This window comes from Streptomyces sp. NPDC001410, from assembly GCF_042895235.1.
Taxonomy (GTDB): Bacteria; Actinomycetota; Actinomycetes; order Streptomycetales; family Streptomycetaceae; genus Streptomyces.
The window spans coordinates 712,094-732,593 of the sequence record NZ_JBIAWE010000001.1; the positions used below are offsets into that span (position 1 = coordinate 712,094).

Annotated in this window: 21 protein-coding genes; 9 read left to right on the top strand and 12 right to left on the bottom strand. The window is 71.4% G+C overall.

The window, feature by feature from the left end:
- Nucleotides 1-36 precede the first annotated feature (36 nt).
- Nucleotides 37-1,530 carry a M1 family metallopeptidase gene (locus ACFY3C_RS03105; protein WP_390769477.1) on the top strand — a complete coding sequence of 498 codons (1,494 nt, stop codon included), beginning with the start codon at nt 37-39 and terminating at the stop codon, nt 1,528-1,530.
- A gap of 12 nt (nt 1,531-1,542) precedes the next feature.
- On the opposite strand, the gene ACFY3C_RS03110 is transcribed toward ACFY3C_RS03105, so the two are convergent.
- The 3 genes from ACFY3C_RS03110 to ACFY3C_RS03120 are packed head-to-tail and all read right to left on the bottom strand — an operon-like array spanning nt 1,543 to nt 4,454.
- The gene (locus ACFY3C_RS03110; protein ID WP_390769478.1) at nt 1,543-2,460 is read right to left on the bottom strand and encodes an adenosine kinase; all 918 of its coding nucleotides are present in this window, start codon (nt 2,458-2,460) and stop codon (nt 1,543-1,545) included.
- Nucleotides 2,457-2,945 carry a macro domain-containing protein gene (locus tag ACFY3C_RS03115; protein WP_386577783.1) on the bottom strand — a complete coding sequence of 163 codons (489 nt, stop codon included), beginning with the start codon at nt 2,943-2,945 and terminating at the stop codon, nt 2,457-2,459. The genes ACFY3C_RS03110 and ACFY3C_RS03115 overlap by 4 nt, the downstream gene beginning before the upstream one ends.
- 42 nt (nt 2,946-2,987) lie before the next feature.
- On the bottom strand, nt 2,988-4,454 hold the full coding sequence (locus tag ACFY3C_RS03120; RefSeq protein WP_390769479.1) for an amino acid permease: 1,467 nt from the start codon (nt 4,452-4,454) through the stop codon (nt 2,988-2,990).
- 233 nt (nt 4,455-4,687) lie between these two features.
- Between ACFY3C_RS03120 and ACFY3C_RS03125 the strand changes: the two genes are divergently transcribed.
- Nucleotides 4,688-5,404, top strand: coding sequence for a MerR family transcriptional regulator (locus tag ACFY3C_RS03125; protein WP_390769480.1), 717 nt, complete (start codon nt 4,688-4,690; stop codon nt 5,402-5,404).
- On the opposite strand, the gene ACFY3C_RS03130 is transcribed toward ACFY3C_RS03125, so the two are convergent.
- The 3 genes from ACFY3C_RS03130 to ACFY3C_RS03140 all read right to left on the bottom strand — a co-directional run bounded on the left by ACFY3C_RS03130 (nt 5,390) and on the right by ACFY3C_RS03140 (nt 10,081).
- Complete coding sequence (locus tag ACFY3C_RS03130; protein WP_386577780.1) at nt 5,390-7,591, bottom strand: 3-hydroxyacyl-CoA dehydrogenase NAD-binding domain-containing protein; 2,202 nt, start codon at nt 7,589-7,591, stop codon at nt 5,390-5,392. The genes ACFY3C_RS03125 and ACFY3C_RS03130 overlap by 15 nt on opposite strands.
- 41 nt (nt 7,592-7,632) lie before the next feature.
- Entirely contained in the window at nt 7,633-8,847 is a 1,215-nt protein-coding gene (locus tag ACFY3C_RS03135; protein ID WP_386577779.1) for an acetyl-CoA C-acetyltransferase, read from the bottom strand.
- Between the two features lie 73 nt (nt 8,848-8,920).
- Nucleotides 8,921-10,081: a CaiB/BaiF CoA transferase family protein gene (locus ACFY3C_RS03140; RefSeq protein WP_390769481.1), complete on the bottom strand. Its 1,161-nt coding sequence runs from the start codon at nt 10,079-10,081 to the stop codon at nt 8,921-8,923.
- A 200-nt stretch (nt 10,082-10,281) separates the two neighbouring features.
- Between ACFY3C_RS03140 and ACFY3C_RS03145 the strand changes: the two genes are divergently transcribed.
- Nucleotides 10,282-11,460 carry a saccharopine dehydrogenase family protein gene (locus ACFY3C_RS03145; RefSeq protein WP_386577777.1) on the top strand — a complete coding sequence of 393 codons (1,179 nt, stop codon included), beginning with the start codon at nt 10,282-10,284 and terminating at the stop codon, nt 11,458-11,460.
- 10 nt (nt 11,461-11,470) lie between these two features.
- Here ACFY3C_RS03145 and mmpA read toward each other — a convergent pair whose 3' ends face one another.
- Complete coding sequence (gene mmpA / locus ACFY3C_RS03150) at nt 11,471-11,617, bottom strand: morphogenic membrane protein MmpA (protein WP_390769482.1); 147 nt, start codon at nt 11,615-11,617, stop codon at nt 11,471-11,473.
- A gap of 216 nt (nt 11,618-11,833) precedes the next feature.
- Between mmpA and ACFY3C_RS03155 the strand changes: the two genes are divergently transcribed.
- On the top strand, nt 11,834-12,022 hold the full coding sequence (locus ACFY3C_RS03155) for a hypothetical protein (RefSeq protein WP_386577775.1): 189 nt from the start codon (nt 11,834-11,836) through the stop codon (nt 12,020-12,022).
- Here the strand turns inward: ACFY3C_RS03155 and ACFY3C_RS03160 are convergent.
- Nucleotides 11,986-12,693 carry an endonuclease V gene (locus ACFY3C_RS03160; protein WP_390769483.1) on the bottom strand — a complete coding sequence of 236 codons (708 nt, stop codon included), beginning with the start codon at nt 12,691-12,693 and terminating at the stop codon, nt 11,986-11,988. The two genes, ACFY3C_RS03155 and ACFY3C_RS03160, sit on opposite strands and share 37 nt — an antisense overlap.
- A gap of 61 nt (nt 12,694-12,754) precedes the next feature.
- Between ACFY3C_RS03160 and ACFY3C_RS03165 the strand changes: the two genes are divergently transcribed.
- Nucleotides 12,755-13,051 (top strand): YciI family protein, encoded by a 297-nt coding sequence (locus ACFY3C_RS03165; RefSeq protein WP_390769484.1) that lies wholly within the window; start codon nt 12,755-12,757, stop codon nt 13,049-13,051.
- Nucleotides 13,052-13,061: 10 nt separating this feature from the next.
- On the opposite strand, the gene ACFY3C_RS03170 is transcribed toward ACFY3C_RS03165, so the two are convergent.
- A complete protein-coding gene (locus tag ACFY3C_RS03170; protein WP_386577772.1) occupies nt 13,062-13,394 on the bottom strand; it encodes a plasmid stabilization protein in 333 nt (110 codons plus the stop codon).
- Nucleotides 13,395-13,451: 57 nt separating this feature from the next.
- Nucleotides 13,452-14,564, bottom strand: a complete 1,113-nt coding sequence (locus ACFY3C_RS03175; RefSeq protein WP_390769485.1) for a WD40/YVTN/BNR-like repeat-containing protein — start codon at nt 14,562-14,564, stop codon at nt 13,452-13,454.
- A gap of 186 nt (nt 14,565-14,750) precedes the next feature.
- Here ACFY3C_RS03175 and ACFY3C_RS03180 point away from each other — a divergent pair, with 186 nt between their 5' ends.
- On the top strand, nt 14,751-15,167 hold the full coding sequence (locus ACFY3C_RS03180) for an SsgA family sporulation/cell division regulator (RefSeq protein WP_386577770.1): 417 nt from the start codon (nt 14,751-14,753) through the stop codon (nt 15,165-15,167).
- Between the two features lie 15 nt (nt 15,168-15,182).
- On the opposite strand, the gene ACFY3C_RS03185 is transcribed toward ACFY3C_RS03180, so the two are convergent.
- A complete protein-coding gene (locus ACFY3C_RS03185; protein WP_386577769.1) occupies nt 15,183-16,016 on the bottom strand; it encodes an isocitrate lyase/phosphoenolpyruvate mutase family protein in 834 nt (277 codons plus the stop codon).
- Between the two features lie 363 nt (nt 16,017-16,379).
- On the opposite strand from ACFY3C_RS03185, the gene ACFY3C_RS03190 reads away from it, so the two are divergent.
- From ACFY3C_RS03190 to ACFY3C_RS03200, 3 genes are all read left to right on the top strand, one after another.
- A complete protein-coding gene (locus ACFY3C_RS03190) occupies nt 16,380-18,005 on the top strand; it encodes an ABC-F family ATP-binding cassette domain-containing protein (protein WP_390769486.1) in 1,626 nt (541 codons plus the stop codon).
- Between the two features lie 136 nt (nt 18,006-18,141).
- Nucleotides 18,142-18,918: a dimethylargininase gene (ddaH, locus tag ACFY3C_RS03195; RefSeq protein WP_390769487.1), complete on the top strand. Its 777-nt coding sequence runs from the start codon at nt 18,142-18,144 to the stop codon at nt 18,916-18,918.
- Between the two features lie 228 nt (nt 18,919-19,146).
- Nucleotides 19,147-20,121, top strand: coding sequence for an acyl-ACP desaturase (locus ACFY3C_RS03200; RefSeq protein ID WP_390769488.1), 975 nt, complete (start codon nt 19,147-19,149; stop codon nt 20,119-20,121).
- A 73-nt stretch (nt 20,122-20,194) separates the two neighbouring features.
- On the opposite strand, the gene ACFY3C_RS03205 is transcribed toward ACFY3C_RS03200, so the two are convergent.
- Complete coding sequence (locus ACFY3C_RS03205; RefSeq protein WP_386577765.1) at nt 20,195-20,440, bottom strand: WhiB family transcriptional regulator; 246 nt, start codon at nt 20,438-20,440, stop codon at nt 20,195-20,197.
- Between the last annotated feature and the right edge of the window lie 60 nt (nt 20,441-20,500).

A 20,500-nucleotide genomic window follows, 5' to 3' on the forward strand; every position in this document is an offset into this window, starting at 1 on the left:
CGAACAGACTTCCTGTCCCGACGACTTGGAGCTGACGTGCACCGCAGAATCATCGCGCCGGGCGCACTCGCGGCGGCCACCCTCCTGCTGGCGATCCCGGCATCGGCCGCGAGCCACTCCCCCGGCGCGCCGGGCATCGGCGACCCCTACTACCCCGACTACGGCAACGGCGGCTACGACGTCTCGCACTACGACCTGAGGCTGCAGTACCAGCCGAAGACGGACGAGCTGCAGGGCACGGCGACCATCCTGGCGAAGACCACGCAGGACCTGTCCAGCTTCGACCTGGACTTCCTGCTGGACGTGAGCGAGGTGCGGGTCAACGGCGCCAAGGCGTCCTTCGCGACGTCCGGCCAGCACGAACTGGTCGTCACCCCGAAGACGCCGCTGGCCAAGGGCGCGGCGGTGACCGTCGTCGTCCGCTACAGCGGGGTGCCGTCGGCGAAGAGCGCCTACGGTTTCACGACCTGGCACCGCACACCGGACGGCGCTGTGGCGGCGGACGAGCCCGAGGCCGCCTGGTGGTGGTTCCCGAGCAACGACCACCCGAGCGACAAGGCGACCTACGACGTGTCGGTGGCCGTCCCGGACGGCACGCAGGCCATCTCCAACGGCACGCTCCAGTCCACCAGTTCGAAGCTGGGCTGGACCCGCTACAACTGGCGGCAGAACAAGCCGCAGGCGACCTATCTGGCCACGCTCGCCCTCGGCAGGTTCGACATCACCACCAGCACCTCCGACGGCGGAGTGCCCGTCATCAACGCCTACAGCAAGGACCTCGGCGACAACGACGGTGCCGCGCGCGCCAGTGTGGAGCGCACCGGGGAGCTGGTGGACTGGCTGAGCGGCTATTTCGGGCCGTATCCGTTCAGCACGGCCGGCGGGTACGTGCCGAACACCACCACCGGCTACGCGCTCGAGACGCAGACCCGCGTCTACTACAGCCCCAAGCAGTTCGCGAACGGCTCCAACACCTCGGTGGTCGTGCACGAGCTGGCCCACCAGTGGTACGGCGACGACGTGTCGCTGAAGGACTGGCAGGACATCTGGATCAACGAGGGCTTCGCGCGCTACGCGCAGTGGCTGTGGTCCGAGCACGAGGGCGAGGGCACCACCCAGGAACTCGCCGACTACGTGTACGCCTCCCACCCGGCCGACGACGCGTTCTGGACGGTCAAGCCCGGCGACCCGGGCCCGGACGACCAGTTCGACATCGCCGTGTACGACCGGGGTGCGCTCGCCATCCAGGCGCTGCGCGACGAGATCGGTGACGACGCCTTCTTCGCCGTCCTGAAGGGCTGGCCGAAGGAGCACGCGTACGGCAACGCGTCCGTGGCCGACTTCCAGAGGTACGCCGAGCAGGTGTCCGGCAAGCCGCTGACCGCGCTGTTCCACACCTGGCTGTTCCAGCCGTCGAAGCCGGCCGCGGCCGCGGCACGCACGGCGTCCCTCGTGAAGGCGGGTACGACGGTCCCTCAGCCTAAGTCGTGGAAGAGGATCGAGGCGACGAACGACGTGCACGGGCGCTGACCCCCGGGCGCCTCAGGGTCTCGGCTCGGCCGCCTGCTTGAGCAGTTCGTCCCGGCCCATCGCCTCCGCGCGGGTGGCCGGGACCGTGCAGGCGTACGCCCCGGCGACCGCCCCGTACCAGGCGCACCGCCGGGGCGGCTCGCCGGTGAGGCGGCCGTAGAGGAAGGCGGCGGCGAAGGCGTCGCCCGCGCCGTTGGAGTCGACCACCGGCGCGGGCGGGTCCGCCACCGGTATCCGGGTCAGCTCACCGTCGGCCAGCAGATACGCGCCCTCGGCGCCCGCGGTGGCGACGACGGTCTCGGCCCGGCCGCGTTCGGCGATGCGCCGCATGGTCCGCTCGGGGTCGGTCAGTGCGGCCGCGGAGAGGAAGACGACGTCCGCCGCGAGCGCGAACGGCTCGTGGTACGGGTTCTCGCCGTCCCAGTCGTGCAGGTCGGTGGAGAGGGGTACGCCCGCCTCGGCCAGCGCCGGCAGCGCGTGGGCGCAGGGCTGGGTGATGGTCACGTGGACGTGCCGGCTCGCCGCGGCCAGCTTGCGCAGGGTCTCCTCGGGGAAGCGGTCGTCGGGGTGGGCGCGGCTGGTGTCGTACAGGGACAGGCGGCGCCCGTCGGGGCCTACGAGGTTCACCGCGCGCTTGGTCCCGGCGGGTTGCGGGAGCGCGGTGAGCCCGACGCCCCGCTCCTGGTGCAGGGCACGGACGAGGTCGCCCTCGGGGTCGTCGCCGAGCAGGTCGAGGTGGTGCGTGCGCAGCCCCAGCGCGGCCAGGCCCACGGCGACGAAGTCCCCGGTCTGCCCGGCGCGGGTACGGATCCCGGAGTCGATCATGTAGCTGTCGGCGTACGGGAGCGGCAGCTCCGGGACGTACACGATCGTGTCGACGCCTGCTCCGCCCAGCACCAGAACGTCGTGAGCACCTGCCTGTGCGGTCATCCCCCGCCCTCCCCGTGGTCGTACACCGTGACCGCGATACCGCGGTCGACCAGCCGCTCGGTGATGAGCGGCTCTACGCGGGACCACTTGCCGCCCGCCAGGCCGCAGCCTATGCGGGGCATGTGCACGGACGCGCCGAGTTCGATCACTTCGTCGGCGAGGCGGCCGAGGGCGGTGTCGATCGCCTCGTAGCGGACGGGGACGCCCTTGCTGCCCGTGCGGATGCCGCGCTGACCGACCATGTTGGCCACCCACACGTGCGGGTCGACCTTGACGAGCTGGACCGCGCCCAGCCCGAAGTCGTTCTTGGCGCGGTCGCGGTGCCACGCCCGGTAGGCCGCCTCGGGCTCCGGCCAGCGCCGCGAGAGCGCGAGGACGAAGCCCTTCCCCCAGCCCCCGATGTCGTTGCAGACATGGGCGATCACCTTGACGCCCTTGACCGACGGAACGGTGGCGTCACCCCGGACATACGTGATCTCCGACATGACGCCACCGTAGGCGATGCCACTGACAGTGGCGGTGAGCTGCTACTTCGTCAGCTGCGACAGTTCCTTGTCGGTGTTCTTGGACACCTGGCGGCGCACGCCGAACCAGCCGGCGACCAGCATCACGGCGATCAGCGGGATGAGGAGCAGGGTCTTGCGGCCGACCTCGGGGTCGTTCCACATCATGCCGAGGCAGACCAGCAGGAAGGTGATCGTGGCGATCTCCGTGACCGGGCTGCCCTTCAGGCGGAAGTGCGGCCGGGTGGCCAGGCCCGCGCGGGCACGGCGGACGAAGATCATGTGGCAGAGCATGATGATCACCCAGGTGCTGATGATGCCGAGGGAGGCGATGTTCAGCACGATCTCGAAGGCCTGGCTGGGCATCAGGTAGTTCAGGCCGACGCCGAGAACGCAGACCGCGCAGGTCAGCAGGATGCCGCCGTAGGGGACCTGGCTGCGGTTCATCCGGGCGGTGAACTTGGGCGCGGAGCCCGCCATGGCCATGGAGCGCAGGATGCGGCCGGTGGAGTACAGGCCGGAGTTCAGCGAGGACATGGCGGCGGTCAGGACGACCAGGTTCATCACGTCGCCGGCCGCCGGGACGCCGATCTTCGACAGGACCGTGACGAACGGGCTCTGGTCGGCGGAGTACACGGAGCCCGGCAGCAGCAGGGCGAGCAGCACGACCGAGCCGACGTAGAACAGGCCCACACGCCACATGATCGAGTTCACCGCGCGCGGGACGACCTTCTCCGGCTCGGCGGTCTCGCCGGCGGCGACACCGACCAGCTCCAGCGCGGCGTACGCGAAGATCACGCCCTGCATGACCAGGACGACGGGCATCACACCGTGCGGGAAGATCCCGCCGTGGTCGGTGATCATGCTCAGACCGGGGGTGTGGCCGCCGACCTTGTGCTGGGTGGCGAGCAGGAAGATGCCGATCAGCATGAAGCCGACGATGGTGGCGACCTTGACGATCGCGAACCAGAACTCCAGCTCGCCGAAGATCTTCACCGAGATCAGGTTCACGGCGAGGACCACCGCGAGGGCGATCAGGGCGAGCACCCACTGCGGAATGGTCGTGAACATGCTCCAGTAATGCGTGTAGAGCGCGATCGCGGTGATGTCGGCGATGCCGGTGGTCGACCAGTTGAGGAAGTACATCCAGCCGGCGACGTAGGCGCCCTTCTCGCCGAGGAACTCGCGCGCGTACGACACGAAGGAGCCGGAGGACGGGCGGTACAGGACCAGCTCGCCCAGGGCCCGGACGACGAAGAAGGCGAAGACGCCGCAGACCAGGTAGGCCAGGGCGAGCGCCGGGCCCGCGTTGTGCAGGCGGCCGCCGGCGCCCAGGAGCAGTCCGGTGCCGATGGCGCCGCCGATGGCGATCATGTTGACGTGGCGGGCCTTGAGGTCCTTGCTGTAGCCGGCGTCGCCCGCGTCCGCGGGCGTCTGGGCCGCCTGGGGACGGGTGGCCGCCTGGGCCGATTCCACGGCTTCGTTGCTCACGGGTGGTTCTACTTCCTGGTGCGCCCGGACCTCGTGGGCCCGGGTGTCCGTACAGTTCGGCCCGCACTGCCCTGGTGGGTCGCGGCACAGACCAAGGCAGCAGCTTCCCAGAGAGATCACGGGTATGCGGTGGCCCATGTCACAGAGCGTTACTTCTCACATGATCCATACGGAGTACACACAGTGTTCATTCGGGGTGTCACAGCATTGGTGGGACAGCGATACTGCTGCACATGACAAGCGAGGCCGAGGAGCCGACCCTCACCATCGACGAGCTGGCCGCCCGGGCGGGCGTCACGGTCCGCACCGTGCGCTTCTACAGCAGCAAGGGGCTGCTCCCGCCGCCGGTGATCGGTCCGCGCCGGGTGGGTCACTACGGGGACGGGCACGTGGCACGGCTGGCCCTCATCGAGGAGTTGCAGCGGCAGGGCATGACCCTCGCGGCGATCGAGCGGTACCTGGGGCAGCTGCCGCCCGACCTCACCCCGCACGATCTGGCCATCCACCGCGCGGTGGTCGCCTCGTGGGCGCCCGACCTGGTGGAGACGGTGTCGCGGCGGGAACTGGAGCGGCGCGCGGGACGGCCGCTCGCCGCCGAGGACATCGAGCGGCTGGCGGCGATGAGCGTCGTCGCGCCCGGGGACGGGGACGACGCGGAGACGTTCCGGGTCGACTCCGGGCTGCTCCGGCTCGGCGTCCAGCTCATGGACGTACCGCTGTCGCAGGACGCGATCCTCGCGGCGCGCAAGGTGCTCATCGAGCACTCGCGCGCCGCGGCCCACGAGCTGGCTCAGCTCTTCCGTGGCGAGGTGGCGGAGCGTGACGCCCGGGACGTGAAGTCCCTGTCGGCGCACATGCACCCGCTGGTGGTGCAGGCCCTGCTGACGACGTTCCAGCGGTCGCTGCGGGAAGAGCTGAGCGAGTGGCTCAGCGGATCACGAGCCGGCTGAGTCGCTGAACCGCTCCCCCTTCTCCGCCTTCTCCACCAGCAGCGCGGGCGGGGTGAAGCGCTCGCCGTAGCGCTCGGCGAGTTCACGCGCGCGGGCCACGAATCCGGGCAGGCCGACACCGGCCCCGGCGCCGCCGTCGTAGCCGTTGATGTACTGGAGCACACCGCCGGTCCAGCCCGGGAAGCCGATGCCGAAGATGGAGCCGATGTTCGCGTCGGCGACCGAGGTCAGGACGCCTTCTTCGAGGAGCCGTACGGTGTCGAGCGCCTCGGAGAAGAGCATCCGCTCCTGCATGTCGCGGAACGGGATCTCGTACCCGGGCTTGGTGAAGTGCTCGCGCAGACCCGGCCACAGCCCGGCCCGCCTGCCGTCCTCCGCGTAGTCGTAGAAGCCGGCGCCGCCGCTGCGGCCGGGGCGGCCGAACTCGTCGACCATGCGGTCGATGACCGCCTCCGCAGGGTGCGCGGACCAGGTGCCGCCCGCCTCCTCGACGGCCTTCTTCGACTCGTTGCGGATCTTGCGCGGCAGGGTGAGGGTCAGCTCGTCCATGAGGGAGAGCACCTTGGCCGGGTAGCCGGCCTGGGCGGCGGCCTGCTCGACGGAGGCGGGCTCGACGCCCTCGCCGACCATGGCGACGCCCTCGTTGATGAAGTGGCCGATCACCCGGGAGGTGAAGAAGCCGCGCGAGTCGTTGACGACGATCGGCGTCTTGTTGATCTGCCGGACCAGGTCGAAGGCGCGCGCGAGGGCCTCGTCGCCGGTGCGCTCGCCCTTGATGATCTCGACCAGGGGCATCTTGTCGACGGGCGAGAAGAAGTGCAGTCCGATGAAGTCGCCCTGCCGCTCCACGCCCTCGGCGAGGGCGGTGATGGGCAGGGTGGAGGTGTTGGAGCACAGCAGCGCGTCCGGTGCGACGACCGACTCGATCTCCTGGAACACCTTGTGCTTGAGGGACGTGTCCTCGAAGACGGCTTCGATGACGGCGTCGCAGCCCGCGAGGTCGGTGGCCTCGGCGGTGGGCGTGATGCGCGCGAGCAGCGCATCAGCCTTCTCCTGGCTGGTGCGGCCCCTGGCAACGGCCTTGGCGCACAGCTTCTCGGAGTAGCCCTTGCCCTTGACGGCCGCTTCGAGGGAGACGTCCTTCAGCACGACCTCGATGCCCGCGCGGGCGCACGAGTACGCGATGCCGGCGCCCATCATGCCGGCGCCGAGGACGGCGACCTTGCGGACCGGGCGGGGCTCGATGCCCTTGGGGCGGTTGGCGCCGGAGTTGACGGCCTGGAGGTCGAAGAAGAACGCCTGGATCATGTTCTTCGAGGTCTGCCCGGCGGCCAGCTCCACGAAGTAACGGGCCTCGATGACCTGGGCGGTCTCGAAGTCGACCTGGGAGCCCTCGACGGCCGCGGCGAGGATGCTGCGCGGGGCCGGGTAGGGGGCGCCGCCCGTCTGCTTGCGCAGGGTGGCCGGGAAGGCGGGCAGGTTGGCGGCGAACTTGGGGTTGGCCGGGGTGCCGCCCGGGATCTTGTAGCCCGGCTTGTCCCAGGGCTGCTGCGACTCGGGGTTGGCGTCGATGAAGGCACGGGCCTTGGCGAGCAGCTCCTCCGGCGTGGCGGCGACCTCGTGGACGAGACCGTTCTCCTGGGCGCGCCCGGCGTTGTACTGCTGGCCCTGGAGGAGCACCTTCAGGAGGGCGTCCGCGATGCCCAGCAGCCGTACGGTGCGGACGACTCCGCCGCCTCCGGGAAGCAGGCCGAGGGTGACCTCGGGGCAGCCGATCTTGGTGCCGGAGGTGTCGAGGGCGACCCGGTGGTGGCAGGCGAGGGCCAGTTCGAAACCGCCGCCCAGGGCGGCGCCGTTGATCGCCGCGACGACCGGCTTGCCGAGGGTCTCGATGCGGCGCAGGTTGCGCTTGATGGCGAGGCCGCCGTCGAACAGGTCCTGCGCGGTCTCGGGCGTGACCCGGATCAGGTCGCGCAGGTCGCCGCCCGCGAAGAAGGTCTTCTTCGCCGAGGTGAAGATGATGCCGCGGATGGAGTCCTGCTCGGCCTCAAGGCGGTCGGCGATCGCGGCGAGGGAGTCGCGGAACGCCTGGTTCATGGTGTTCGCGGACTGGTTGGGGTCGTCGAGGACGAGGGTGACGACACCGGTGTCGTCCTGCTCCCAGCGGATGGTGGTGCTCTCGGTCATGACAGTCGTCTCCGTTGAAGTCTCGTGATTCCGCGGGGAGTTCAGATGCGCTCGACGATGGTGGCGATGCCCATGCCGCCGCCCACGCAGAGGGTGGCGAGGCCGTACCGCTTGTCCTGGCGCTCCAGTTCGTCGATGAGCGAGCCGAGGATCATCGCGCCGGTCGCGCCGAGCGGGTGGCCGAGGGCGATGGCGCCGCCGTTGACGTTGACCTTGTCCAAGGACAGACCCATGTCCTTCACGAAGCGCAGCACGACCGCGGCGAACGCCTCGTTGATCTCGACCAGGTCGATGTCGTCGATGGTCAGGCCGGCCTTGGCGAGCGCCTTGCGGGTGGCGGGCGCGGGTCCGGTGAGCATGATGGTGGGCTCGGAGCCGGAGACGGCCGCGGCGACGATCCGCGCGCGGGGGGTGAGGCCGTAGCGCTCGCCGACCTCCTTGGAGCCGATCGCGACGAGCGAGGCGCCGTCCACGATGCCGGAGGAGTTGCCCGCGTGGTGGACGTGGTCGATCTTCTCCACCCAGTGGTACTTCTGCAGCGCGACGGCGTCGAAACCGCCCAGCTCGCCGATGTCCGCGAAGGACGCCTTCAGCTTCGCGAGGGAGTCGGCGGTGGTGCCCGGGCGCATGTGCTCGTCGTGGTCGAGGACGACCAGGCCGCTGCGATCCTTGACGGGAACGACGGAGCGGTCGAAGCGGCCCTCCTTCCAGGCGGTCGCGGCGCGCTCCTGGGACAGGGCCGCGAACTCGTCGACATCCCGGCGGGAGAAGCCCTCGATGGTGGCGATGAGGTCGGCGCCGATGCCCTGCGGCACGAAGTTGACGGCCAGGTTGGTCATCGGGTCGTTGAACCAGGCGCCGCCGTCCGAGGCCATCGGCACGCGCGACATGGACTCCACGCCGCCGGCCAGCACCAGGTCCTCCCAGCCCGAGCGGACCTTCATGGCGGCCAGGTTGACGGCCTCGAGGCCCGAGGCACAGAAGCGGTTCTCCTGGAGGCCCGCGACCGTGTCCGGCAGTCCGGCGGCGATCGCGGCGATCCGGGCGATGTCGGAGCCCTGGTCGCCGACCGGGCCGACGACGCCGAGCACGATGTCGTCGATCGCGGCCGGGTCGAGGCCCGGGAAACGGTCCTGGATCTCGTGGATCAGGCCGACGACCAGGTCGATGGGCTTCGTGCCGTGCAGGGCGCCGTTCGCCTTGCCGCGGCCGCGCGGGGTGCGGATCGCGTCGTACACGTACGCTTCGGTGCTCACTGATGTGCCTTTCGGGAGGGTGGGCCGAGCGGGAGTCGGTCGCCGAGGGCGGGTGGTCGTCAGGTGTGCGGGGTCAGTCGCCTTCGGTGACGAGGTCGTCGTTCACGAGGTCAGGTATGCCCCAGTCGCGCGCCACCGTCCCGGTGTCGGCGCCCGGCAGGGCCGGGCCGGTGCGGACCGTGGTGGGGGTCGCGGAGAACCGGGGGGCGGGGGCGGGCTGGGTGATGCCGCCGTGGTCGGTGAAGGTGCCGCGGGCGGCCAGGTGCGGATGGTGCGGGGCCTCGCCGAGGGAGAGGACGGGGGCCACGCAGGCGTCGGAGCCCTCGAAGAGGGCCGTCCACTCGTCCCGGGTGCGCGACTTGAAGCGGGCGGCGACGCGTTCACGCAGCTCGCCCCAGCGGGTCCAGTCCTTGCGGGCCGGGACCAGGTCGTCGAGGCCGAGCAGGTGCAGGAACTCCTCGTAGAACTGCGTCTCCAGGGCGCCGACCGCCATGTGGCCGCCGTCGGCGGTCTCGTAGGTGCCGTAGTACGGGCAGCCGCCGTCCAGGAGGTTGGCGCCGCGCCGGTCCTGCCAGCCGCCGGCGGCGAGCATGCCGTGGATCATCGCGGACAGGTGCGCGGTGCCGTCCACGATGGCCGCGTCCACGACCTGGCCGGTACCCGTCGCGCGTGCGTGGTGCAGGGCGGCGAGGACGCCGACGACCAGGTAGAGGGAGCCGCCCGCGTAGTCGCCGAGCAGGTTGGCGGGGACGGCCGGGGGCTCGTCCGGGCGGCCGATCATGCCGAGGGTGCCGGTGAGGGCGATGTACGCCACGTCGTGGCCCGCGCGGTCGGCCAGCGGGCCGTCCTGTCCCCAGCCGGTCATGCGGCCGTAGACCAGACGGGGGTTGCGGGCGTGGCAGTCCCCGGGGCCGACGCCGAGCCGCTCGGCCACCCCGGGGCGGTAGCCCTCGATGAGGACGTCGGCCCGTGCGGCGAGGTCCAGGACGCGGGCGGGGCCGTCCGGCGCCTTGAGGTCGACGACCACCGAGCGCTTGTTGCGGTTGGTCACGTCGTACGCGGGGTCGATCCCGAGGCCCGGACCGCCCGGGCGGTCGACCCGGACCACGTCGGCGCCCAGGTCGGCGAGGAGCATGGCGGCGAACGGACCCGGTCCGATGCCTGCCAGCTCCACCACGCGCACGCCGGAGAGGGGGCCGTGCCCCGATGTCGTCGGCGTCCCTGCCGTCGTCATGCCGTCCTGCCCCCAACCGTGTGACACAACTGATGTAACACCGGTGATGCTAAGAACACGTTCCACCGGACACAAGACCTGAACGAGCAAGCGCTTAGCCAAGTGCCCGGCCGGACCAGCCGAGGCCGTGTCGGGAGTCCGTACGCTTCACGCTAGCCTCAGCCACCGACAGCGGCGCGGCTGCACGACCAAGGGGTGTCATGAGCAGGCTGAAAAGGACGGACCGTCCCTACGACATCGTGCTCTTCGGAGCCACCGGCTTCGTCGGCACGCTCACCGCGGAGTACCTCGCCGCGCACGCCCCCGAAGACCTGCGCTGGGCGATCGCCGGCCGCGACGAGGGCAGGCTGGAGCGGCTGCGCGACCGGCTGCCCGGCGGCTCCGGCATCGGGGTGCTGCGGGCCGACGTGAGCGAACCGGCCACCCTGCGCGCACTCGCCGAGCACGCGCGCGTGGTGGCCACGACCGTCGGGCCGTACGTCACCTACGGCGAGGAGCTCGTCGCCGCCTGCGCGGACACCGGGGCCGACTACCTCGACCTCACCGGCGAGCCCGAGTTCGTGGATTTGATGTATGTCCGGCACGACGCACGCGCGCGTGAGACCGGCGCCCGCCTCGTGCACGCCTGCGGTTTCGACTCCGTGCCGCACGACCTGGGCGTGTACTTCACGGTCCGGCAGCTGCCGGAGGGGGTGCCGCTGACCGTGGACGGGTTCGTGACGGCCGACGCGGCCTTCTCCGGGGGCACACTGGCTTCGGCGCTGAACCAGTTCGCGCGCGGGCGGCAGATGGTGGCCGCGGCCCGCGAACGCGGCCGGCACGAGCCGCGCCTGATGGGGCGCCGGGTGACGGCACCGACGGGCGCTCCGCGGTTCGCCAAGGAGGTCGGCGCCTGGGCGGTGCCCCTGCCGACCATCGACCCGCAGATCGTGCGCCGCTCGGCGAAGGCCCTGGACCGGTACGGCCCGGACTTCCGTTACCGGCACTATGCGGCAGTCCGGCACCTGCCGGTCGCCGCGGGCGGCGTCGCCGCCGTGGGCGCGGTCGCGGCCGCCGCCCAGCTGCCGCCCGCCCGGCGCTGGTTGTCGGACCGGCTGCGGCCCGGGGACGGGCCGAGTCCGCAGAAGCGGGCGAAGAGCTGGTTCCGCGTGCGCTTTGTCGGCGAGGGCGGCGGGCAGCGTGTCTTCACCGAGGTCGCGGGCGGCGACCCGGGCTACGACGAGACGGCGAAGATGTTCGCCGAGGCGGCCCTCGGCCTGGCTTTCGACGAGTTGCCGCCGACCGCCGGTCAGGTCACCACGGCCGCCGCGATGGGCGACGCGCTGACCGAGCGGCTGCGCGCTGCCGGCATCACCTTCCGGGTGGCCGCCGAGCAGTAGCACGCCGACGCTACATCTGCCATCCCAGCAGGGTCCAGAACATCCCGCCGATCCAGGCGAGCCCCGCCAGCACGGCGAGGACCAGAGCGGCCGTCACGGCGCGCTCGACGGGCTGGGCGGGACGGGTCACGACCTTGGCGGAACGGTGCGTCGTCATGGGCGTCAGCCTGCCGTCGGGCCGGTATGGGCACATCCGTACGCGTACTCAGGCGACGTACTCACCCGGCTCCGGGCTCCCTTCTCCCTCATTCTTCTCCCGCATTTGAGACTTTCCGCGCGAGGAGTGCCCGGCCGCCTGCGGCCATGCGCTCGAAGTTTCACAGGGAACTTCAATGAGACGCTGGAAGCCCAGGCCGAAGGAGGGGGAACGGAAGTGAAGTTCGTACTCGAAGTGACCGTGGACGAGGGCGCGTCGGCGGCGGACCGGGCCGGCGAGCTGGGGCGGATCCTGCGCTACTGGGGCGGGAACCTCCACCACTACGCCCTCGAACCCGGCGACGGCTCAGCCGTGTACGACTCGCGGTATCAGGAGGTGGGCGCCTGGCGCGTCGACGCCTCCTGAAGCGCCCGCCGGCACAGCGCGTCGGCCCTGCGCGTGGTCTCCGGCAGGCGGAACTCAGGGGTCAGGGCCAGGGTGTGCGCCAGGGCGTTGTCGAGGCTCACGCGGTGGCCGACGGAGACGAAGACCGGCTTGACGCCGTCCCGGGTGCGCAGGGCGCGGCCGACCTCCTCGGTGCCCGCGAGGAGCGGTGCGGAACTGCCCCGCGCTGGGCCGGGTTCGTCGTACGTGAAGGTGAACGGGTTCTTGGCGACGCCGATGGTCGGCAGGCCGGTGAGCACGCCGAGGTGGCTGGCGAGGCCGAAGCGGCGCGGGTGGGCGAGGCCGTAGCCGTCGCACACCACCAGGCCCGGCGCGCAGGGCAGGGCGTCCAGGGCCGCGCGCACGGTCGGGATCTCGCGGAAGGCGAGCAGTCCGGGAACGTACGGGAAGGAGATCCTGCCGACGGCCGTCGTCTGCGCGACGACGTCCAGGGTGGCCGCGTCCAGGACGACGGCCGCCGCGGCGACGAGATCGCGCTCGTCGTCGTAGGCGACGTCCACGCCCGTGACGTGCCCCGTCCCGGGCGGCGGCCCCGGCTCGTCGAGCACCACCCGCCCGCGCAGCTCGTCCTGTACGGCGCGGGCCTCTTCCTCGGTCGCGGGCCAGCCCGCGGGTACGCCTACGGTCGTCATGATGGCCAAGACTGTACGGCCCGCCGACTCCCGTGCGGGGCCTGGGGGTAGGCTCGCGATCATGTTCGTACTGGAGCTGTCCTACACCGCCCCGCTCGACGCCGTGGACGCCGTGATTCCGGCGCATGTGGCGTGGCTCGACGAGCAGTACGAGAAGGGCTTCTTCCTCGCCTCCGGGCGCAAGAACCCCCGCGAGGGCGGTGTGATCCTGGCCGTCGCGGAGAACCGCGCCCGCATCGAGGAGGTCGCCGCGACCGACCCGTTCATCGCCGCCGGGGTGTGCGAGTACCGCATCACGGAGTTCATCGCCACGAAGACGGCCCCCGAACTGGCCCAGCACCGGCAGACGCTGGACTGAGCCCCGGGGCTCAGCCCTTCCTGGCGTTCAGCGCGCGCTGCAGCTCCGCCTTGTTCATGTGCGAACGGCCCTCGACACCCCGCTGCCTGGCCTCGTTGTACAGCTGGTCGTAAGTGGGCCCCTGCGAGCCCTTGCCGGACCGCCGGCCGCCCCGCTCGCCGGACGACATGTCCTGGGTGGAGGTGCGGCTGGCCGTCCTCGACTCGCCGGACCGGGCGCGTTCCTTGTTCACCGTCCGCGCGGCGATCTCCTCGGCGCGCTGCGTGCTCTCACCCCGGTCGAGCGCGCTCTGCTTGATGTGTTCGTACTGGCGTTCCCGCTTGGAGCTGGAACCGCGTGGCATGACCGCTCACTTCCTCTCGTGCGTGGTGACCGGGTACCCGCGATCCGGCCTCCCGCATCAGCGCTCCAACCGGGCCACCCGCCCCTTCTCCCCAGCCGCCCAGCAGCTCAGGTCGGGGGTGCAGGACACGGTGTCGTACGAGCCGGTGTCGACGGTCCGCCAGGTGCGGCCGCCGTCGGTGGTCAGGTCGGTGCCGGTGGGGCCGACGGCGAGGGCGGCACCGCGGCTGTGCGGGAGCCAGGCGGCGCCGGAGCGGTAGGCGGGCGGCGGGGTCGCGGCGGGGCGCCAGGTGCGGCCGCCGTCGTCGGTGACCGCGGCCGCCTGCGGCGAGGTCTGGTCGGGGCGGTAGTCGCCGCCGACCGCGAGTCCGTGGGTGCGGTCGCGGAAGGCGAGCGCGAAGACGCCCTTGGCCGGATCCCCCGCCGGAACGGGTGTGTCGGCGGCCGTCCAGGTCAGTCCGCGGTCGGCGGAGTGCAGCACGCGCGCGCGGGCGCCGCCGCCGGTCGCCAGCCAGACGTCCCGCGGCCCGGAGGTGACCAGGCACTGGCCGCTCGCGGCGAAGCCGGCCTCGCCGTCCAGGGCGGTCGGCATGCCCTCGGCGGGCAGCACCCGCCAGGAACGGCCGCCGTCGCTGGTGGACAGGATGCGGAACCTGCCGTCCACCGGGTCGCTCATGGCGAGGCCGTGACGGCGGTCGAAGAAGGCGAGGCAGTCGTAGAAGGCCTTCGGGTCGGTGTTGCGGAAGGACTCCGTCCAGGTCGCGCCGCCGTCGTCGGTGCGGTAGACGCGGGAGGCCTCCCCCTCGCCGATGGCCAGCACCACCGCGCGCCGCGCGTCGAACGCCTCGACGTCCCGGAACTGCAGGTCGGCCGCGCCAGGCGGAGAGACGTTCCGCCAGCTCGCCCCGCCGTCGGTGGTGCGCAGCACGGTGCCTGCCGTACCGGCCAGCCAGGCGGTGTCACGGTCGACGGCGGCCAGACCGCGGAAGCGCACCTGCGGGGTGCCGCTGTTCTTCGCGTCCCAGTGCACGGCTCCCCGGCCTCCCTGACCGAGCTGCTCCGCCTCGGCGGCCGGCACCGTCAGCGCGGCCAGCGCCGCTCCGCACGCCAACCCCGCCGCCACCAGCCGGCCCGTCCGTCCCCTGCGTCGCGTGCTCCCCAAGCGCCTCATGGCGGGCGAAGCTAGCCCACCGGCCCGCCGCCGTCCAGAGGGCCTCCCGGCGCACTCCCGTGCATGAAAGAGGTGACCGAGGTCACTCGTTCCCGACGTGCACGCAATGGCCGATTCCATCGTCTCTTCCAGCACCAGGCCCCACCCGCCCGGGAGTACGTCCAGCCGTCACGAGGGAGCAAGGCGTTGTCCACCGTCATCGAGCAGCCCGTAGAGGCCCGCCTCGTCGCCGCCGCACCGCGCATGCCGAGCATTCCCGCCAAGCTGCGCTACGACCGGAGCGACCCGTTCGCCGTCCGCATGACCTTCCCGGCCCCGGCCACCCTGGAGGGTGTCGAGGTCTGCTGGACCTTCTCCCGCGAGCTGCTCGCGGCCGGGCTGCACGGCCCGGAGGGCTTCGGTGACGTGCGCGTACGGCCGTACGGCTACGACCGCACCGTACTGGAGTTCCACGCCCCGGAGGGCACCGCGATCGTGCACGTGCGCTCCGGCGAGATACGGCGGTTCCTGCAGGCGACCGGCGACCTGGTGCCCGTCGGCCTGGAGCACCTGCAGCTGGACCTCGACCACGACCTCGCCGAGCTGATGCGGGACGCCTGCTGACCTGCGCGAAAAGCGCTACGCGCGCGTGAGCAACGCGTTCAGCCCGCCGTAGTCGAGCCCGCCGGCCAGCGCCCCGTACGTCCCCTCCCGCAGCAGCTCCCGCGCGGCACGGCGGACCAGGGCGTGGGCGGCCTCGGCGAGACTCGAGCCGGCGCTGATCCGGGCGACGCCGAGCGCGGCCAGTTCGGCGACCGTCTGCGCGCCGGGGCCGACCAGCACGTTGAGCGGCCCGTCGACGCCCGCGACGAGCGCCTTGACCGTCTCCGGGTCGACGGCCCCGGGGACGAAGATCCCGTCGGCGCCCGCGGCCAGGAAGGCGGCAGCACGTTCCAGGGTGAGGTCCACTCCCCCGGCGCCGCGCAGGAAGGTGTCGATCCGCGCGTTGACGAACAGCGGCAGACCCGCCGTGTCGGCCGCCGCACGGGCCGCGGCGATACGCTCCGCCTGCTCGGCGACCTCCCGCAACGGCTCACCGCCCGCCTCATGGCGGGCGTCCTCGATATTGACGCCGACCGCGCCGGCGGCGATCACCGCACGGACGGTGTCGGCGACACCGGCGGCGTCCTCGGCGTACCCACCCTCGATGTCGGCGGTGACCGGGACCCGTACGGCGTCGACGATGCGGGCGACGGCCGCAACCGCGCGGTCGCGGTCGAGCCGGTCGCCGTCGGCGGTGCCGAGCGCCCAGGCGAGCCCCGCGCTGGTGGTCGCGACGGCGGCGGCGCCCGCCTCCACGACGACGGCCGCGCTGACCGGGTCCCAGGCGTTCGGCAGGACCAGCGGGCGGCCGGGCACGTGCAGTGCGCGGAAGGCGAGGGCGGAGTCGGCAAGCGGATGCTGAAGCGTCATGCGGGGAAGTCAAACAGCCCCGGCGGGGCGGACGCTGGCAGAAATCCGACACCAGCGTGGGCCCTGCCAGGGGTACGGAAATCGGCCACTCGGAAGCACGCGCATTAATCGCGTTGACAGCCTTTCCGGCCCCCTCCTACGGTGTACAGCGTTCCTGTTGCCGTTGATTGGAGAAGGACGTTGCTCGTCTGAGGTCCTGAGACACCGCGTTCACATCGATGAGGTGTGCGTGGCGTTCGACCTCGGCGTCCGAGCCGTCCTCCGGCACAGGCCAACTCTGCGTGCCCCAGGTTCTTCGGTTTGCGCCTCGCGGTGTCTCGACATGCGTCCGCCCACACCGCATCGATCAACCGCGAGGCCTGTATGTCCACTGCCCTCACCTGCACGTCCCTGTCCTTCGCCTGGCCCGACGGCACCCCCGTCTTCGACGGCCTCGATGTCGCCTTCGGCCCCGGTCGGACCGGGCTGGTCGGCGTCAACGGATCAGGGAAGTCGACCCTGTTGAAGCTGCTCGCCGGTGAACTCGAACCGGCCGACGGCACCCTCAAGGTGACCGGCGAGGTCGGTTGTCTGCCGCAGAACGTCACGCTCGACACCACGCTCCGCGTCGACGAGGCCCTCGGCATCGCCCGCCGGCGAGCCGCCCTGCATGCCATCGAGGCGGGCGACGTGTCCGAGGAGCACTTCGAGGCCGTCGGCGACGACTGGGACGTCGAGGAGCGCGCCCTGGCCACGCTCGGCGAACTCGGTCTCGGCCACATCGGCCTGGACCGCACCGTCGGCGAGGTGTCCGGCGGCGAGTCGGTGCTGCTGCGCCTGGCCGCACTGCTGCTGCGCCGCCCGGACGTCCTGCTCCTCGACGAACCCACCAACAATCTCGACCTGTACGCGCGCCGGCGGCTGTACGCGGCCGTCGCCTCCTGGCCGGGCGTGCTGGTGGTCGTCAGCCACGACCGTGAGCTCCTGGAGCTGGTCGACCAGATCGCCGAGCTGCGCTCCGGGGAGGTCACCTGGTACGGCGGCAACTTCTCGGCCTACGAGGAGGCCCTCGCCGTGGAACAGGAGGCGGCCGAACGGATGGTGCGGGTGGCCGAGGCGGACGTGCGCAAGCAGAAGCGCGAACTCGCCGACGCCCAGGTCAAGCTGGCCCGCCGCAAACGGTACGGGCAGAAGATGTACGAGCAGAAGCGCGAGCCGAAGATCGTCATGGGCGCGCGCAAACGCGCCGCCCAGGAGGCCGCGGGGAAGCACCGCATCATGCACGAGGAGAAGCTCGCCGAGGCCAGGGAGCGGCTGGACGACGCGGTGGAGGCCGTACGGGACGACGACGAGATCCGCATCGACCTGCCGTACACGGCCGTACCGCCCGGCCGGCAGGTGCTCACCCTGGAGAACCTGGAACTGGCCTACGGAGCACGTGTCGAGGGCATCCTCGATCTGCGCGGCCCGGAGCGGATCGCCCTCGTCGGCCGCAACGGTGCGGGCAAGACGACTCTGCTGCGGACCGTCGCCGGGGAGCTGGCGGCGGAGGCCGGCGAGGCGCGGGCGCACGTCCCGCTGCGGTTCCTGCCGCAACGGCTGGACGTTCTCGACGACACGCGGACGGTCGCCGAGAACGTGGCCCGGTTCGCGCCGGGCGCCACGAACAACCGGATCCGGGCGCGTCTGGCCCGCTTCCTGTTCCGGGGCGCACGGGCCGACCAGAAGGCCGGGACACTGTCCGGCGGTGAGCGCTTCCGGGCGGCCCTGGCCGCGCTGATGCTCGCCGAGCCCGCACCGCAGTTGCTCCTGCTGGACGAGCCGACCAACAACCTCGACATGGCGAGCGTCCGGCAGCTGACCACGGCCCTGGAGTCCTACGAGGGTGCCCTGCTCGTCGCCAGCCACGACCTGCCGTTCCTGGAGTCGATCGGCATCACCCGGTGGCTGCTGATGGAGGACGGAGAACTGAAGGAGACCACGCCCGAGACGCTCGGCGATCCGGCCTAGCCGGACCGGCGGGGGTCTCAGGTGGGGCACAGGCTGACAACGAGGGTTTTGTCCAGGCCACCGTGCCCTGCATGATGGCGGACCGGCGCCTTGTCACGGGCGCCGGAGCCGCACCGCCGATAACGAAAGGTCCCTCGTGCCCAGCAAGAAGGCCCTCGTCCGCCGCCCCAGTCCGCGCCTCGCCGAAGGCCTGGTGACGCACATCGAGCGGGAGAAGGTCGACGCGGACCTCGCCGTCGAGCAGTGGGAGGCGTACGTCGAGGCGCTGGGCGAGCACGGCTGGAAGACGATCGAGGTCGATCCGGCCGACGACTGCCCGGACTCGGTGTTCGTCGAGGACACCGTCGTCATGTACAAGAACGTGGCGTTGATCACCCGGCCCGGCGCCGAGTCCCGGCGCGCGGAGACCGCGGGCGTCGAGGAGGCCGTGGCCCGGCTCGGCTGCTCGGTGAACTGGATATGGGAGCCGGGCACCCTGGACGGCGGCGACGTCCTGAAGGTCGGCGACACGGTCTACGTCGGCCGGGGCGGCCGCACCAACGCGGCCGGCGTGCAGCAGTTGCGGGCCGCGTTCGAACCACTGGGCGCGCGCGTGGTCGCCGTACCGGTGAGCAAGGTGCTGCATCTGAAGTCGGCGGTCACCGCGCTGCCGGACGGGACGGTCGTCGGGCACATCCCGATGGTGGACCGGCCGTCGCTGTTCCCGGGCTTCCTGTCGGTGCCGGAGGAGTCCGGCGCGCACGTGGTGCTGCTCGGCGGCCACAAGCTGCTCATGGCGGCGAGCGCCCCGAAGACGGCGGAACTGCTCACCGATCTCGGCCACGAGGTGGTCACGGTGGACATCAGCGAGTTCGAGAAACTCGAGGGCTGTGTGACGTGCCTCTCGGTGCGCATGCGGGAGCTGTACGCCTGATCGGGTGATCCAGCATTCCGACAGCCCCGGGACCTGCGGGTCCCGGGGCTGTTTGGCATGCCCCCGAAAAGCCGGGCCGTGGGCGCTGATCAGCGATCTTTACAACGAACTTAACCTACGGCTTCGTAACCTACGGATTCGTAGCCTACGATCTCGTAGGTTTCCGGCTCCGCTCGCCGGACCGTCCCCCGTCTCTCCCCCTTTGTACGGCGTCCCCCTGGAGTTCCTGTGACGATCACCTCCCCTCACCTCGGCAGCCCGTCCGTGTGGACCGACGCGCGGCTGCTGTACGCGCTGGAGGAAGTGGTCGAGAAGGAGCTGAACCGGCATCTGAAGGTCGCCAAGGACTGGATGCCGCACGAGTACGTGCCCTGGACCGACGGCCGTAACTTCCCCGGTCTGTTCGAGGACGGCGAGGCCTGGGACAAGGAACACTCCAAGGTGACGGAGATCGGCCGCACCGCCCTCGTCGTCAACCTCCTGACCGAGGACAACCTGCCCAGCTACCACCACGAGATCGCCTCGCTCTTCGGCCGCGACGGCGCCTGGGGCACCTGGGTGCACCGCTGGACGGCCGAGGAGGGCCGGCACGGCATCGTGATGCGCGACTACCTGCTCACCTCGCGCGCGGTGGACCCGGACAAGCTGGAGCAGTTCCGCATGTCGCACATGAGCGAGGGCTTCGAGTCCGACAACCGGCACTCGATGCTGCACTCGATCGCCTACGTCGCCTTCCAGGAGCTGGCGACCCGCATCTCGCACCGCAACACCGGCCACCAGTCCGGCGACCCGGTCTGCGACCGCATGCTGGCGCGCATCGCGACCGACGAGAACCTGCACATGGTCTTCTACCGCAACCTGCTGAAGGCGGCCTTCGAACTCGCTCCCGACCTGACCATGCAGGCGGTCCGGGACGTCGTGGTCAACTTCCGCATGCCCGGCCACGGCATCCCCGGCTTCGAGCGGGCCGCCGCGCAGATGGCGATCGGCGAGGTCTACAACCTGCGCATCCACCACGACGACGTCCTCCAGCCCGTGCTGCGCTTCCTGAAGATCATGGAGATCGACGGGCTCGGCCCGGAGGGCGCTCAGGCGCAGGAGGAACTCGGCCTCTTCATGGGCGGCCTGGACACGGAGGCCGCCAAGTTCGACGAGAAGCTGGCGGCCCGCAAGGCCCGGATGGCGGCGCGCGCCGCGGGCTGAGCGGCGCTCGGGCCGTCGCCCGAGGTGGGTGTCGGCAGGACGTGCGGCGCAGTCAGTGCGACGTGCGGCCCGGTCAGTGCGACGTGCGGCGCAGGGCGAGGCGCTCCTTCTCGGAGAGGCCGCCCCAGACACCGAAGCGCTCGTCGTTGGTGAGCGCGTAGTCGAGACAGGCGGAGCGCATCTCGCACATGGCGCAGATGCGCTTCGCCTCGCGCACCGAGCTGCCGGGCTCGGGGAAGAAGAAGTCCGCCCCGGTCTGCGCGCACAGAGCCTGTGCCTGCCAGGCGGTGTCGGCCGGGGTGATGGTGTCGATGTGCATGCCCAGAATCGTGCCGGGCGGCGAAAAACGTTCGATCAACGCCGGGTCAACGGCGCGGCC

Excerpts from the sequence above, each read along its gene's own strand:
- ACFY3C_RS03145 (WP_386577777.1), top strand. The coding sequence starts at position 10,282 with ATGAGCAGGCTGAAAAGGACGGACCGTCCCTACGACATCGTGCTCTTC.
- ACFY3C_RS03125 (WP_390769480.1), top strand. The coding sequence starts at position 4,688 with ATGACAAGCGAGGCCGAGGAGCCGACCCTCACCATCGACGAGCTGGCC.
- ACFY3C_RS03140 (WP_390769481.1), bottom strand. The coding sequence starts at position 10,081 with ATGACGACGGCAGGGACGCCGACGACATCGGGGCACGGCCCCCTCTCC.
- ACFY3C_RS03190 (WP_390769486.1), top strand. The coding sequence starts at position 16,380 with ATGTCCACTGCCCTCACCTGCACGTCCCTGTCCTTCGCCTGGCCCGAC.
- ACFY3C_RS03110 (WP_390769478.1), bottom strand. The coding sequence starts at position 2,460 with ATGACCGCACAGGCAGGTGCTCACGACGTTCTGGTGCTGGGCGGAGCA.
- ACFY3C_RS03115 (WP_386577783.1), bottom strand. The coding sequence starts at position 2,945 with ATGTCGGAGATCACGTATGTCCGGGGTGACGCCACCGTTCCGTCGGTC.
- ACFY3C_RS03170 (WP_386577772.1), bottom strand. The coding sequence starts at position 13,394 with ATGCCACGCGGTTCCAGCTCCAAGCGGGAACGCCAGTACGAACACATC.
- ACFY3C_RS03205 (WP_386577765.1), bottom strand. The coding sequence starts at position 20,440 with ATGCACATCGACACCATCACCCCGGCCGACACCGCCTGGCAGGCACAG.
- mmpA (WP_390769482.1), bottom strand. The coding sequence starts at position 11,617 with ATGACGACGCACCGTTCCGCCAAGGTCGTGACCCGTCCCGCCCAGCCC.
- ACFY3C_RS03185 (WP_386577769.1), bottom strand. The coding sequence starts at position 16,016 with ATGACGCTTCAGCATCCGCTTGCCGACTCCGCCCTCGCCTTCCGCGCA.
- ACFY3C_RS03130 (WP_386577780.1), bottom strand. The coding sequence starts at position 7,591 with ATGACCGAGAGCACCACCATCCGCTGGGAGCAGGACGACACCGGTGTC.
- ACFY3C_RS03175 (WP_390769485.1), bottom strand. The coding sequence starts at position 14,564 with ATGAGGCGCTTGGGGAGCACGCGACGCAGGGGACGGACGGGCCGGCTG.
- ACFY3C_RS03165 (WP_390769484.1), top strand. The coding sequence starts at position 12,755 with ATGTTCGTACTGGAGCTGTCCTACACCGCCCCGCTCGACGCCGTGGAC.
- ACFY3C_RS03160 (WP_390769483.1), bottom strand. The coding sequence starts at position 12,693 with ATGACGACCGTAGGCGTACCCGCGGGCTGGCCCGCGACCGAGGAAGAG.